Origin of the sequence: Serratia sp. CY76391, assembly GCF_052166695.1 — a bacterium.
GTDB lineage: Bacteria > Pseudomonadota > Gammaproteobacteria > Enterobacterales > Enterobacteriaceae > Serratia > Serratia nematodiphila.
Window position 1 is genome coordinate 133,464 of the sequence record NZ_JBJNOJ010000009.1, and the last position, 12,618, is coordinate 146,081.

Here is a 12,618-nt window from a genome sequence, read left to right on the forward strand (position 1 = left end):
CGCGTTTTTTTTGGGGCTTTTATAATAAAAATGGTGAAGCCGATAGACCGATATAATGTTATTAACAACAACCCGTTGAATTCCATAATTCTATTATTATTTTCATGCGAAGATTCTTAGAAAAATAACTCTTATCAGAACTTAATTAGGGAGGTAATTAAAATGGCGGACTGTGGTAGTTTTCTACTTATTAACCCTTTGATTGAGTAATAAAAAACGCCGGCGTGATGCCGGCGTGAATTTAAGCGATGACGTTCGACGCTTTACGCCCCCGGATGTTCGTCCTGATCGACCGCAAAGCAGGCCACCATCTGCTCACCGTACTGTTTTAGCTGCGGCTGCAGCTGCACACAGGTGCCGAAAGCGCGGCGGCAGCGGGCATTGAACGCACAGCCCGGCGGTGGATTCATCGGGCTGGGCAGTTCGCCGGTCAGCTTGATGCGCTCGCGGCGCATATCCGGGTTCAACCGTGGCGTCGCCGACAGCAGCGCCTGGGTGTACGGATGGCGCGGGTTGTTGAAGATCGCCTCTTTGCTGCCCTTTTCCACGCAGCGGCCGAGGTACATCACCATCACCTCGTCGGCGATGTGTTCCACCACCGACAGATCGTGCGAGATGAACACATAGGACAGCCCCAGCTCCTGCTGCAGATCCATCATCAGATTCAGCACCTGCGCGCGCACCGACACGTCTAATGCCGACACCGGTTCATCGGCGATCACCACGTCCGGATTCAACATCAGCCCGCGGGCGATAGCGATACGCTGGCGCTGGCCGCCGGAGAACATGTGCGGGTAGCGGTCGTAATGCTCGGTCTTCAGGCCGACCTTCGCCATCATCTCCAGCGCTTTTTCCCGCCGTTCGGCGGCGCTGAGCGACGTGTTGATCAACAGCGGCTCCTCGAGGATCTGCCCGACCTTCTTGCGCGGGTTGAGCGATCCGTAAGGATTCTGGAACACGATTTGGATCTTCTGGCGCCGCAGTTTCTCGGCCGAGACGTCCGGCTTCAGCAGATCCTGCCCCTGGTAATACAGCTCGCCGCCGGTCGGCACTTCAATCATCGTCAGCAGGCGGCCGAGCGTTGATTTGCCGCAGCCCGACTCACCGACCACCGCCAGCGTTTTGCCGCGCTCCAGGGTGAAGGACACGCCGTCGAGCGCCTTGACCAGCCGCTCCGGCGCGAACAGGCCCTTTTTCACCGGGTAATGCTTTTTCAGGTCAATCGCCTGCAGTAAAGGTTGATTCTGGCTCATACGGTCGGCCTCCCCGCATCATCCAGCGGTGTGTGACATTTAACCTGACGGCCGGGAATGCTGCGCAGTTCCGGCTCCTCGTTACGGCAGCGCTCGTTGGCGTACGGACAACGCGGGTTGAGCAGGCAACCGGTCGGGCGATCGTATTTGCCCGGCACCACGCCCGGCAGCGAAGCCAGCCGCGCCTTGTCGGCGGCGAACTCCGGCAGCGCGCGCAGCAGCGCCTGGGTGTACGGGTGGCGCGGCGCGCGGAAAATCTCCGCCGCCTTGCCGGATTCCACCACCTGGCCGGCGTACATCACGATGATGTGATGCGCCGCTTCCGCCACCAGCGCCAGATCGTGAGTGATCAGCAGCAGCGCCATGTTTTCGCGCTGCTGCAGATCCAGCAGCAGTTCGATGATCTGCGCCTGGATAGTCACATCGAGCGCGGTCGTCGGCTCGTCGGCGATCAGCAGCTTCGGCCGACAGGCGATGGCCATGGCGATCATCACGCGCTGGCTCATGCCGCCGGAAAGCTGGTGCGGGTATACGTCCAGCCGCGAAGCCGGATCGGGAATGCCCACCTGCGTCAGCAGGTCGATAGCGCGCTGACGGCGGGTGCGGCGGTTGCCGCCCTGATGCACCTTCAGCGCCTCCATGATCTGGTAACCGACGGTATAGCACGGGTTCAGGCTGGTCATCGGATCCTGGAAGATCATCGCCACTTCGGAGCCCACCAGCTGGCGGCGCTCTTTTTCGGAGATCTTGCGCAGATCCTGGCCGTTGAACTCCAGCTTGTCGGCCATCACCTTGCCGGGGAAATCGATCAGGCCCATGATCGCCAGCGAGCTGACGGATTTTCCGGAGCCGGATTCACCGACGATGCCGACCACCTGACCTTGCTCCACGCTGTAACTGATGCGGTCTACCGCGCGGAACGGGGTGCCTTCGTCACCGAAGTGCACCGAAAGCTTGTCTACATTCAATAACGCCATCTCTCTCGTCCTCTGTTACTGCTTGAGTTTGGGGTCGAGAGCGTCACGCAAACCGTCCCCCATCAGGTTAAATGCCAGCACCGTCAGCAGGATCGCCAGGCCGGGGAAGGTCACCACCCACCAGGCGCTTTGCGCGAACTGCAGCACGTCGGAGAGCATGGTGCCCCACTCCGGCGTCGGCGGCTGCGCACCCATGCCCAGAAAGCCGAGAGCGGCCATGTCCAGAATGGCGTTCGAGAAACCGAGAGAAGCCTGCACGATCAAAGGCGCCAGGCAGTTAGGCAGAATATTGACGAACATCTGGCGCAGCGCGCCGGCGCCCGCCACCCGCGAAGCGGTGACGTAGTCGCGGTTGACCTCCACCAGCACCGCCGCGCGCGTCAGACGCACATAGTGCGGCAGGGCGACGAAGGTCAGCGCCAGCGAGGCGTTGACGATCGACGGCCCGAATACCGCCACCAGCACCAGCGCCAGCAACAGGCTCGGCAGAGCCAGCATGATGTCGACGATGCGCATGATAATCGCGTCCACCACGCCGCCGAAGTAACCGGCCAGCAGGCCGAATATCACGCCCATGATCAGCGACAGCACCACCACCAGACAGCCGACCAACAGCGACAGCCGTGCACCGTACATCAGGCGCGACAGCACGTCGCGGCCCACGTCGTCGGTGCCGAGGATATATTGCCAGCTGCCGCCTTCTTGCCACACCGGCGGCTTGAGCAGCGCGTCGCGGAACTGGTCCGCCGGCGCATGCGGCGCCAGCACGCCGGCGCCGAGCGCGATCACCAGCATCAGAACGATGTACACCAGGCCGACCACGGCCCCTTTATTGCGCTTGAAATAGTGCCAAAACTCCTGAAACGGGGTCATCGGCTTCGGCGCACCTTTAACTGCAGACTCAGTGATTTGAGACATGAGAGCGCCCCTTATTTCTTGTGGCGAATACGCGGGTTGACCACGCCGTAGAGCACGTCTACCAGCAGGTTAACCAGAATGATCATACAGGCGACCAGCAATACCCCGCCCTGCACCACCGGGTAATCGCGGCGCTGCAGCGCGTCGATCAGCCAGCGGCCCAGCCCCGGCCAGGAGAAGATGGTTTCCGTCAGAATAGCGCCGGCCAGCATGGTGCCAACCTGCAGCCCGATCACCGTAACCACCGGCAGCAGCGCGTTGCGCAGCGCGTGGACGACGATCACTCGCATGCGGCTCACGCCCTTGGCGCGCGCGGTGCGGATATAGTCTTCGCCCAACACTTCCAGCATCGAGGAACGGGTCATGCGCACGATCACCGCCAGCGGGATGGTGCCCAGTACGATAGCCGGCAGGATCATGTGCATCACCGCGTCGACGAAGTCGCCAGGCTCGCCCCAGATCAGGGTGTCTATCAGCATGAAGCCGGTCAGCGGCTGGCTGTCGTCGAGGAATACCGTGTCGCTGATGCGCCCCGACACCGGCGTCAGGTTAAGCTGCACCGACACCAGCATGATCAGCATCATGCCCCACCAGAAAATCGGCATCGAATAGCCGGTCAGCGAGATGCCCACCGCGGTGTGATCGAAGACCGAACCGCGTTTGACCGCCGCCAGCACCCCGACCGGGATGCCCACCAGCACCGCGAAAAGCATCGCGCAGAAACCCAGCTCCAGCGTGGCCTGGAAGCGCGGAACGAACTCGCTCCAGACGGAGATGCGGCTTTTGAGTGAGGTGCCCAGATCGCCGTGCAGCACGTTGGACACGTAGGAGAAATATTGTTGATAGAGCGGCTTGTCCAGCCCCATTTCCGCCATCAGCTGCGCGTGGCGCTCGGCGGAGATACCGCGTTCCCCGGCCATGATGGTCACCGGGTCACCGGGGATCATATGGACGAATGCAAAAGTCAGCAACGTAATGCCGATAAACGTTGGGATAACTAACCCCAAACGTCGGAGTATGAACTGCAACATATCCCGAACTCTCTGTATCAATGCCCGGCAGCTCATCGTCCGCCAGGCTTATTAACGCTCACATGCCTTTGAACGATTCGACGGCCATACGCCGGAGACTGGTCAGCAGAGGCGCAAACCTGTTGCGCCCCTGCAAGTCCATTCGTGCGTCTCCGGTAAAGCGGTCGAAATCAGTCTACAGAGACATTCTCGAAGTGATGCTTACCGAGCGGATCCACGACGTAGCCTTTCACTTCCTTACGCACAGGCTCATACACGGTGGAGTGTGCGACAATCAGCGCCGGAGCCTGATCGTGCATCACCACCTGCGCCTGTTTGTACAGTTCGATACGCTTGTCGTGGTTGGATTCGGCGCGCGCCGGTTGAATCAGATCTTCAAACGGCTTGTAGCACCAGCGGGAGTAGTTGGAGCCGTCTTTCGCCGCCGCGCAGCTGAACAGCGTGGCGAAGAAGTTGTCCGGATCCCCGTTGTCGCCGGTCCAGCCCATCATCACCGTCTGGTGCTCGCCCGCTTTGGCGCGCTTGAGGTATTCACCCCACTCATAGGTCACGATTTTGGCTTTCACGCCGATCTTGGCCCAGTCGGCCTGGATCATTTCCGCCATGCGGCGCGCGTTCGGGTTGTAAGGACGCTGTACCGGCATCGCCCACAGATCGATGCTGAAACCGTCGGCCATGCCCGCTTCTTTCAGCAGCTCTTTCGCCTTGGCCGGATCGTAAGCGTAATCCTGCACCGCGTCGTTATAGCCCCACATGGTCGGCGGGATCAGGTTCTTGGCCGCCTGGCCCGCGCCCTGATAAACCGCGTCGATGATCGCCTGCTTGTTGACCGCCATGGTCAACGCCTGACGCACCTTCACGTTATCCAGCGGTTTTTTCTCGGTGTTGAACGACAGGTAACCCACGTTCAGCCCCGGCTGCTCCATCAGGTTGATGGATTTGTCCTGCTTCATGCGGGCGATATCGGCCGGGTTCGGGAACGGCATCACCTGGCATTCGTTTTTCTGCAGCTTGGCGTAACGCACGGAAGCGTCAGGCGTGATGGAGAACACCAGACGATCGATCTTCGGCTTGGTGCCCCAGAAACCGTCGAACGCCTTGTACAGGATTTTGGAGTCTTTCTGGTATTGCAGCAGCTGGAACGGGCCGGTGCCGATCGGGTTCAGGTCGACTTTTTCCGGCGTACCGGCTTTCATCATGACGTCAGCGTATTCGGCGGACAGGATGGACGCGAAGTCCATGCCCAGGTCAGCCAGGAACGGCGCCTCCGGGCGGTTCAGCACGAAACGCACGGTGTTGTCGTCTACTTTTTCGATCTTGGCGATCAGCTTCGGCATGTCCATGCCTTCAAAGTATTCGTAACTGCCGCCGGACACTTTGTGGTAGGCGTTATTGGCATCCAACTGGCGTTCGAAGGAGAACACCACGTCGTCGGCGTTGAAGTCGCGCGTCGGTTTGAAATCTTTGCTGCTCTGCCACTTCACGCCTTTGCGCAGGTGGAAGGTATAGGTTTTGCCGTCTTCGCTGACGTCCCACTTCTCAGCCAGGCCCGGCTGCAGTTCGGTGGTGCCGACTTTGAATTCGACCAGGCGGTTGTAGATCGGTACCGAACTGGCGTCGTAGGTGGTGCCGGAGGTGAACAGCTGCGGGTTGAACCCTTCCGGGGAACCTTCAGAACAGTAAACCAACGTCTTGGCCTGTACGCTGGCCGCCACGGTCAGCGCGATCAGCCCAATGCCGAATTTCAGAACCCCCGATTTACCCAAGGAACGTGTCATCGTTAGTGCTCCATTGTGTGATGTGATGTGTGTAATTGCCGCCAGACCTGTATTTTTTATTGCGTGGCCTGTGCGGTCAGCGCCCGAAGGCAGAAGGCGTACGATGAGAGGATGCCGGATGGAACGCATCGCGACGGGGACGTCTGAGCGCGTGGAATTCACTCAAACAACTCTCGCTCTTACCCCTGAGGCTATCAAGTTGCCAACTGTTTGGGGTGTCGTCAATATAACCAGTGGGGATTTACGCAGACTGTGAGAAACAGCAAACAAACATAAAAAAAACCTTTTGTTAACAGTTCCAGCATGAAAATTTATGCTAAGCGGTCATTTTTAGCGCATTGGTCTGACCCTGATAAATTTACTGGTTTTAAACTCCGCTAAAAAACCCCAAAACTTTGTTGCTGAACGATGAATATCTGAACGGTTATTTTTGTGATCGCCGTTAAAGACAGAAGGAAATGCTGAAGGATTACCCAAAAGGGTGAGTCCGATGAGCGCATTTTTCGCCGGGCAGGCCCACAATCTGTGCGGCGTAAAAAAACTTTCGGCGGTGAAAAAGCCGGGGGCGAAAGGATATCCCCCGGCAACGCACTGCAACCGATTATTGAACGCCGGCGCTGTTGCCCAGGCTGGCGTTCATGCTGTTGAGAATATCGCCGTTGTCCGCGTCGATCTCCCAGGAGAACAGGCCGCCCAGCTGCTTATCCAACACGTACTTGCCTTTGGCCTGCACCGAGCGGGCATCGTCAAAGGTGATCAGATCGCCGGTGGAAGGTTTGAACACGTAAGGCGCTTCCGCCGTGGCGTCGTAGGTGTACTGCCACTCGCCGCTCATGAACTGGCTGGCGATCTGGCGGTAGTCCACGATGCCGTTCTCCCAGGTGCCTTTGACCGGCCCGGTGGCGGTGCCGGTGAACGGAATGTTGTTCTGGTAGCCGTTCACCCCGGTCCAACCGCGGCCATACATGGCGGTGCCGACGACGATCTTGCCCGGCTTGACGCCCTGCGCCAGCAGCGCATTCACGCCGTTCACCGTGGTGTAGGCGGTGTCCGGTTTCCAGGCCGGCGCATTCAGCGCGGTCTGATGCCCCAGGTTTTTCAGATCGAAGGCGCCGTAGAAGTCGTAGCTCATCAGGAAGATGTGATCCATCGAGTTCTGCGCGACGTTGTATGCCACCTTGTCGATCTTGTCCTTGCCGGCGCTGATGGCGGAGGTCAGCTCATACTTGCGGCCGGTTTCCGCCGACAGCTGATCCAGCATCGCCCGCAGTTCTTTCATCAGCAGCACATAAGTTTCCCCGTCCTGAGGGCTGCCCAGATTCGGGTTGGCGCCTTTGCCGCCCGGGAATTCCCAGTCGATATCCACGCCGTCGAAGAACTTCCAGGTCTGCAGGAACTCTTTCACCGAGCCGACGAAGCGATCGCGCTTCACCTTGTCGCCCATGAAGAAGAACGGGTCGGACAGCGTCCAGCCGCCGATCGACGGCAGGATTTTCAGATCGGGACGCGCCTGCTTCAGCGCCATCAGCTGGCCAAAGTTGCCCTTGTAGGGGTCATCCCAGGCGGTGACGCCCTTCTGCGCTTTTTGCAGCGCGGCGAACGGATCGTGGATGGAGACTTTGAAATCCTCGCGGCCCTGGCAGGAGCGCTGCAGCGCCTGGAAGCTGCCTTCAATCTCTTTCAGGCTGTCGTTAATGCCGTTGCCGCCGCAGATCGGGATAAAGCCGTACAGCAGGTGGGTCAGGTTCTGCGCCGGGATCTTGTCGACGGTGAAATTGCGCCCGTAAACGCCCCACTCGACGAAATAAGAACCCACCACTTTGCCGGAATTCTGTTTATACGGTTTATTCTTTTCCAGCAGCGGCTCTTTCAACGGCGCCAAATGGCTGCCGTCGGTGTCGGCCACCACAATTTCAGTGGCGTCGCTGGCGGTGCAGCCGTCGGCATTGCACAATGCCACCTGCATTTGATAACGGCCGCCTTTATTCACTTTAAAATTCGCCGTACCGGAAGAACCGGTTGAAGGGCCGCTCCACGCCTCTTTGCCATTTAATAAAATCTTGGCCGTCGTGCCCGCGTCGCCATTCCATAAATTCCAGGAGACGGAAACATCGGCGGCATTTTTTACCTTCACCAGATTATTATAAGCGGTAGCCGCCTGGTCAACTTCAACGATAGCGAACTTGGTGTTACCCCAGGCGATGGTCGGCTTGCCCGGCGCGGCGGCCTGCGCCGCGGAACACAGCGTGCTGCCGATCAACAGCGCCAACAGCGGTTTATTAAATTTGCGCATAACTGATTCCTTTATTCCGAGAGGATAAACATAAAAGAGTTAATCGTCGCGATGCATTGCCGAAGCGAAATGATTCCGCAATAATCCACGAAGATTAAAATCAATAAATAGCAACAGCGTCTTTCCACGTGGCGAAATAATCATTCCCACCGCGTACATTCAGACTATAAATAAAAAAGGCGTGAAAACAAGAGCGCTATCAACGGGGTTTTATTCAGCAAGCGTGAATTTATTTAAATATGAGAAAAAGAGCCCAATGGGAATAAGGAGTGTGAATTAATTAAGCGTAAAGGATAAATATATTTCAGGAGGATGGTGGATTGACGCACGCCATAAAGCGAAGCCGACCGTATCGGAGGAGGTACTCATCCTCATAAACCGCAGACGAAAAAAAACCTGCTTTAAAAGCAGGTTTTTCGAATGGTGGTCGGCGAGAGAGGATTACGCGCATCGTTGATGCGCGCCCTGCGGGCCGTTGCTAAAGCAACGTTGTCTCGCTTCGCGAGGCTCGAACCTCCTGCGGAGGTGCTCATCCTCATAAACGACAGACGAAAAAAAACCTGCTTTAAAAAGCAGGTTTTTCAAATGGTGGTCGGCGAGAGAGGATTCGAACCTCCGACCCACTGGTCCCAAACCAGTTGCGCTACCAAGCTGCGCTACTCGCCGATGCGGGGCGCATCTTACTGCTGGCGGTTATAGGCGTCAATCACTTTTTTTCCCCTGCATTTCAAGTGGTGATAAAAGCGCCACAATACGCTGCGCCGGGGGCTGCGCAGCGTATTTTACTCAGGCGTTGGCCGGTTTCAGCGCCGGCGTCTGCGCGCGCAGGAATGGCAGCAGGAACAGCGCCGACAGGCAGGCGGCGATGGAAATCACCACGAAGAAGCCGTTCCAGTGCCAGATCTCCATCACCCGCGCGATCGGGTAGCCGGACAGCGCCGCGCCCAGGTAGGCGAACAGGCCGACGAAACCGGTCGCGGCGCCCGCCGCATCCTTGTGCGAGCACTCCGCCGCCGCCATGCCGATCAGCATCTGCGGACCGAAGATAAAGAAGCCGATGGCGAAGAAACAGCAGGCCTGCAGCAGGTAAGTCACGCCCGGCATCAGCCACAGCGCCGCCACCGACAGGAAGATACCGATAGCGAAGATCAGGTTCATCGGGCCGCGGTTGCCGCGGAACAGCTTGTCGGAACCCCAACCGGCCACCAGCGAACCGATAAAGCCACCCACTTCAAACAGCGAGATAGCCGAGTTGGCGGTCATCAGCGAATAGCCCTTTTCCTGCGTCAGGTAGAGGTTGCCCCAGTCGTTGATCGCGGTACGCACGATATACACCAGCACGTAAGAGACCGCCAGCAGCCAGATGTACTTGTTGGTCAGCACGTAGCGCTTGATGATCTCGCGGTTGCTCAGCCCCTGGCCTTCCGATTCCTGCACCAGCTCCATGGCGTCGTTGCGCCATTTGCCGACGCTCGGCAGCCCCAGGGTGGATGGCTTGTCACGCAGGCGCCAGCACATCAGCAGGCCGAGCACCACGCCGATGATGCCGGGAATGATCATGCCGTAACGCCAGCTGAAGTGCAGCGAGATAAAGCCGACCAACAGCGGGATCAGCGCGCCGCCGACGTTGTGCGAGGTGTTCCAGATCGCCCACCAGCTGCCGCGCTCGGAGCGCGAATACCAGCTGGTGAGGATTTTGGAGCACGGCGGCCAGCCCCAGCCCTGGAAGAAGGCGTTGAGGATCCACAGCGTGCCCAGCATCAGCAACGATGAGCTGAGGCCGAAGAAAATATTCAGCACCCCGGTCATGATCAGACCCAGCCCCATAAAGTAACGCGGGTTGGAGCGATCGCTGATCATGCCGGATATGAATTTCGAGCAGCCGTAGGTGATGTAGAACAGCGTGCCGAGGATGCCGACGTCGGACATCGTCAGACCCAGATCGCTCAGCATCGCCGGCATGATGAAGTTGAAGCTTTTGCGCGTGAAGTAAAACGCGGCATAACCGATGTACATGGTGCACATCAGCTGAATGCGCCAGTATTTGTAGCTGGCGTCGATCTGCCGTTGATCGGTGACCTGCGGCGCATCCGGGCGGCTTTTAAGGAAAGACCACATGTGGAACCTCAGAGGATTGAATTAAAGTGCCGCTATGATGCTCCTCGCGCGCGCAGGGGGCTTACGCCGGATTCTCGAGGCGGTTAGGAGTTTTTCCTAGTTTTGCGTTTGCGCCGGTGAAACTGTGGGCAAGATCACACTCAAACAGGCGCCCCGCTCAGCGGTGAACCGCAGGCTGCCGCCGAGGGCGCTGATGCGCTCCTGCATGCCGCGCAGGCCGTACCCCGGCTGATGGTTTTCCGCATCGAAGCCCACGCCGTTGTCGCGGATGGTCAGGGCGATCTGCGGCGCGGCGCCTTTGCGCGGCTGCAGGCGCGCATCCAGCTCCAGGCGACTGGCGCCGGCGTGGCGGCACACATTGGTCACCCCTTCCTGACACACCCGGTACAGCGTGATTTTCAGCGTTTCATCCAGCAGCTCGTCGGGCACCTGCCACTGCATGCTGCTCACCAACGAGGCGTCCTGCGGCAGCGACTCCCGCAGCATCGCCGCCACCGCCGCCGACAGCGGCAGGTTGTTCAGCGCCGCCGGCCACAGCTGGGTCAGCACATCGTGCACCCCGTCGTAGACCCGCAGCGCCAACGCATCGATGGTGTCGGCGCAGCCGATCACCGCCGGCTCCGGCGCCAGACGTTTGACGATGCTGGCCTGAGTGCGGATCACGGTGATGGTCTGCCCCACTTCATCGTGCAGCTCGCGCGCCACCTCGCGCCGGGTTTGCTCCTCCGCCGTCACCAGCGCCCGCGCCAGCTGCCGATTCTCCGCCAGCCGCAGCCGCAGTTGCTGATTCAGCTCGCGCTGGCGCTGAATGCCGGCGCCCAGCAGCAGCCCAGTCAGGCTTTGGGCCAGCAGCGACAGCAGCAGATCGCGGTGCGACTCCGGCTGCGGCGGCTCGTTGACCATCAGCGCCACGCCGTTGAGCAGCGTCGCCAACAGCGCGCCCTGCCAGCCATAGCGATAAGACATGAACACGATGGGGATCGCCAGGCAGAACGGCGCGAAACGGCGCAGCTCGGCGGCGTTAACCTGTTGCTGCAGCCAGATGCTGAACGCAAACAGCAACAGATAGCTGGCCAGGTGGCCCAGACGCAGCTCCACCGGCTTGTGGATCAGCCCCGGCTCCAGCGGCACCCAGATTTGGCGCGCCAGATAGTGCCACAACAGCAGGCAGGTTGGCGCGATGGTGAAACCGCCGGTCAGGCCGAGCAGCAGCGCGCGGGCGCCTTCGCCGCTCACCAGCTGCCAGACCAACGCCTGCAGCAAGGCGGCGATGGCGACCACCGCGCCCTGCAACAGCGGCCAGCGCCATTCGCTGTCGCTCTGCTGATGGCGCAACAGCCACGGCGAGGCCAGCAGGCTGAGCAGCACCGTCAACACCAGCACCGCCACCGACGCCCACAGCGCCGGGCCGTAGCCGAACTGATCCGCCAGCAACGCCATCAGCAGCAGGTCAGCCAGCAGGATCCCCGGCCAGAAACGGTACGGGCTCTGCAGCAAAATGCCCATGCGCAGGCCGAACGGGAACAGCAGCAGCGCCTGCCAGGGGGGGTCGATCAGCGCGGTGCCGATGCCCCACAGGCAAAACGCGCTGGCGGCGTAGATGAAAAACAGCGCCAGCTGGGTGATCAGGCGCTGCGTCACAGGTTCAGCATCCGTCTGGCCAGTTCGACGTTGTTGTTGATGCCCAGCTTGGCGAACAGGTTGGCGCGATGCACATGCACCGTCTTCGGCGACAGCCCCAAGGCGGCGGCGATCTCACGCACCTCCTGCCCCTGCGCCAACAGCAGCGCGATCTCGCGCTCGCGGCGGGTGAGCGGATCCACCTTCACCCGCGCCAGCTGCTGCGCGATTTCCGGCATCAGGTAGACACCGCCGCCGGCGACGGTGCGCACCGCGGTGATCAGATCTTCCGGCTTGCAGCGCTTGGAGAGAAAGCCGCTGGCGCCGCGTTCCAGCGCCATTTCCACCAGCGCCGGGTTATCGTGCATCGACAGCATCACCACGCGGATGCCGGAGGGAATGTCCGCCAGCAGATCCAGCCCGCTGCCGTCCGGCATCGAAATGTCGCAAATGCAGATTTCCGCCTCCAGCCCCGGCAGGCCGGCGCGCGCCTGCGCCGCGCTGCTGAACTCGCCCACCACCTGAATATCGGCCTCCAGCGACAGCAGTTGCACAAAGCCCGAACGCACAATGTCATGATCGTCGATAAACGCCACGCGCAGGGTCATGGAAATCTCCGGTTAGCAGGGG

9 protein-coding genes, 1 tRNA gene and 1 other RNA gene are annotated in these 12,618 nt (G+C 59.8%); all 11 read right to left on the reverse strand.

Annotation, left to right across the window (positions count from 1 at the left end):
* Positions 1-263 precede the first annotated feature (263 nt).
* Complete coding sequence (gene dppF / locus ACJ8PN_RS17760; RefSeq protein WP_015376237.1) at positions 264-1,253, reverse strand: dipeptide ABC transporter ATP-binding subunit DppF; 990 nt, start codon at positions 1,251-1,253, stop codon at positions 264-266.
* Positions 1,250-2,230, reverse strand: a complete 981-nt coding sequence (gene dppD, locus ACJ8PN_RS17765; RefSeq protein ID WP_004934132.1) for a dipeptide ABC transporter ATP-binding protein — start codon at positions 2,228-2,230, stop codon at positions 1,250-1,252. Before dppD ends, dppF begins: the two co-directional genes overlap by 4 nt.
* Positions 2,231-2,245: 15 nt before the next feature.
* A complete protein-coding gene (dppC, locus tag ACJ8PN_RS17770) occupies positions 2,246-3,148 on the reverse strand; it encodes a dipeptide ABC transporter permease DppC (protein WP_004934130.1) in 903 nt (300 codons plus the stop codon).
* Between the two features lie 11 nt (positions 3,149-3,159).
* Entirely contained in the window at positions 3,160-4,179 is a 1,020-nt protein-coding gene (dppB, locus tag ACJ8PN_RS17775) for a dipeptide ABC transporter permease DppB (RefSeq protein ID WP_004934128.1), read from the reverse strand.
* A gap of 170 nt (positions 4,180-4,349) precedes the next feature.
* Positions 4,350-5,957: a dipeptide ABC transporter periplasmic-binding protein DppA gene (gene dppA / locus ACJ8PN_RS17780; RefSeq protein ID WP_042783430.1), complete on the reverse strand. Its 1,608-nt coding sequence runs from the start codon at positions 5,955-5,957 to the stop codon at positions 4,350-4,352.
* A 601-nt stretch (positions 5,958-6,558) separates the two neighbouring features.
* Complete coding sequence (locus tag ACJ8PN_RS17785) at positions 6,559-8,250, reverse strand: glycosyl hydrolase family 18 protein (RefSeq protein ID WP_033645062.1); 1,692 nt, start codon at positions 8,248-8,250, stop codon at positions 6,559-6,561.
* A gap of 424 nt (positions 8,251-8,674) precedes the next feature.
* Positions 8,675-8,803: non-coding RNA, RtT sRNA (locus ACJ8PN_RS17790), on the reverse strand.
* A gap of 36 nt (positions 8,804-8,839) precedes the next feature.
* A tRNA-Pro gene (locus ACJ8PN_RS17795) sits at positions 8,840-8,916 on the reverse strand.
* Positions 8,917-9,036: 120 nt separating this feature from the next.
* The gene (locus tag ACJ8PN_RS17800) at positions 9,037-10,368 is read right to left on the reverse strand and encodes an MFS transporter (RefSeq protein ID WP_004934121.1); all 1,332 of its coding nucleotides are present in this window, start codon (positions 10,366-10,368) and stop codon (positions 9,037-9,039) included.
* A gap of 96 nt (positions 10,369-10,464) precedes the next feature.
* Entirely contained in the window at positions 10,465-12,009 is a 1,545-nt protein-coding gene (uhpB, locus tag ACJ8PN_RS17805; protein WP_004934119.1) for a signal transduction histidine-protein kinase/phosphatase UhpB, read from the reverse strand.
* Positions 12,006-12,596, reverse strand: coding sequence for a transcriptional regulator UhpA (gene uhpA, locus ACJ8PN_RS17810; protein ID WP_019452588.1), 591 nt, complete (start codon positions 12,594-12,596; stop codon positions 12,006-12,008). The genes uhpB and uhpA overlap by 4 nt, the downstream gene beginning before the upstream one ends.
* Between the last annotated feature and the right edge of the window lie 22 nt (positions 12,597-12,618).

What these genes read in the sequence shown, in the direction of transcription:
- dppF (WP_015376237.1), bottom strand. Translation starts at nt 1,253, where the DNA reads ATGAGCCAGAATCAACCTTTACTGCAGGCGATTGACCTGAAAAAGCAT.
- uhpA (WP_019452588.1), bottom strand. Translation starts at nt 12,596, where the DNA reads ATGACCCTGCGCGTGGCGTTTATCGACGATCATGACATTGTGCGTTCG.
- dppA (WP_042783430.1), bottom strand. Translation starts at nt 5,957, where the DNA reads ATGACACGTTCCTTGGGTAAATCGGGGGTTCTGAAATTCGGCATTGGG.
- dppB (WP_004934128.1), bottom strand. Translation starts at nt 4,179, where the DNA reads ATGTTGCAGTTCATACTCCGACGTTTGGGGTTAGTTATCCCAACGTTT.
- ACJ8PN_RS17800 (WP_004934121.1), bottom strand. Translation starts at nt 10,368, where the DNA reads ATGTGGTCTTTCCTTAAAAGCCGCCCGGATGCGCCGCAGGTCACCGAT.
- dppD (WP_004934132.1), bottom strand. Translation starts at nt 2,230, where the DNA reads ATGGCGTTATTGAATGTAGACAAGCTTTCGGTGCACTTCGGTGACGAA.
- dppC (WP_004934130.1), bottom strand. Translation starts at nt 3,148, where the DNA reads ATGTCTCAAATCACTGAGTCTGCAGTTAAAGGTGCGCCGAAGCCGATG.
- ACJ8PN_RS17785 (WP_033645062.1), bottom strand. Translation starts at nt 8,250, where the DNA reads ATGCGCAAATTTAATAAACCGCTGTTGGCGCTGTTGATCGGCAGCACG.